This is a genomic window from Actinoplanes sp. NPDC051633 (genome assembly GCF_040681735.1).
In the GTDB taxonomy this organism is placed as follows: Bacteria; Actinomycetota; Actinomycetes; order Mycobacteriales; family Micromonosporaceae; genus Actinoplanes.
The window spans coordinates 1-1,236 of record NZ_JBFAZH010001700.1; the positions used below are offsets into that span (position 1 = coordinate 1).

Here is a 1,236-nt window from a genome sequence, read left to right on the forward strand (position 1 = left end):
GGAGTGGTAGCCCAGCCACGCGTCCGGGCCTCCGACGCGTGGGTGGGCTACCAGTTGTCGGTTACGGGGTGGTCCACTTCTGGTTGGCGGCGCCGGAGCAGCTCCAGAGCTGAAGTTTGGCGCCGTCGGCCTGGTTGTTGTTCGTGATGTCGAGGCACTTGTTCGCGCCCGCATTGAGCAGGTCACGGCCCGTGGTCGCCGTCCAGGTCTGGCTGCCCAGGCCCGGATAGCAGGTCCACAGATGCACCACCGCGCCGTCGGCCGTGCCGTTGTTCTGCACGTCGAGGCACTTGCCCAGGGCGCGCACCGTGCCGTCGGAGGACAGCGTCCACGTCTGGTTGGCCGACCCGGCGTAGCAGGTCCACATCTGCGGCAGGTTGCCGTCGGCGGTCGAGCCGTTGGTCACGTCGAGGCACTTGTTGTTCGCCGCGCTGACGATCGGTCCGGTCCGGGTGGCCGGCGGCGGCGTGGTGCCCGACTGGGTGCCGGTCCAGGTGAAGGTCGCCGTGGTGCGCGCCGGCAGGGTGTACGTGAACGACTGGTTGCCCCAGTTCACCTTGACCGCCTGCGACGACGTGCCGGCGTTGTGGGCGATCAGCGCCTTGGAGCCGTCCGCGTTGCGCCACGCCACGTTGCGCACCGCCGAGCCGTCGTTCGACTCGATGCGCTGGGCGCCGGGACGCACGTACTTGGTGAGGTGGCCGGTCGTGTAGTACTCGATGGTGTAGTCGACCTGGCCGGCCCGTGAGCCGCCGTTCTGCACGGTGATCAGGCCGGTGCAGGTGCCGCAGCCGCCGTTGTGCGGGCCGCCGTTCTTGTCCACGGCGAGGCTCCACTTGACCAGGCTGCCGGACCAGTTCCGGGTGTACGAGATGATGTCGGTCAGGTCCTCGTTGTGCTGGTTGGCGATCCACTGCCCACCACTGTGCTCGGTCGAGAACTGCGGCACCGACGGGTACTGGTTGTGCACCTGGGTCCCGACCGCCGGGTCGCCGAAGTAACCGTGCCAGGCGATGCCGCCGAAGTTGGCGTCCGACCGGATGCCCGCGTCGTTCAGCACGCCGGAGCCGAAGTTGGCGTAGTCGCCGTAATTCCAGTCGTGCACCAGCACCTTGGTGCTGAGCCCGGCCGCGTGCAGCGCGGGATACAGATGGTTCTTGGTGAGCTCGACCAGCCCGCTGGGGTTCCAGCTCATGCCCGGGTAGTTCATCGCGGTGGGGTTGCCGGCCTGGCAGC

Annotated in this window: 1 protein-coding gene; it reads right to left on the bottom strand. The window is 68.4% G+C overall.

What is annotated here, in order from left to right:
• Window positions 1–61: 61 nt before the first annotated feature.
• Window positions 62–1,236 (bottom strand): ricin-type beta-trefoil lectin domain protein (locus tag AB0M20_RS44450; protein WP_364307614.1); only part of this gene is annotated, 1,175 nt, incomplete at its 5' end.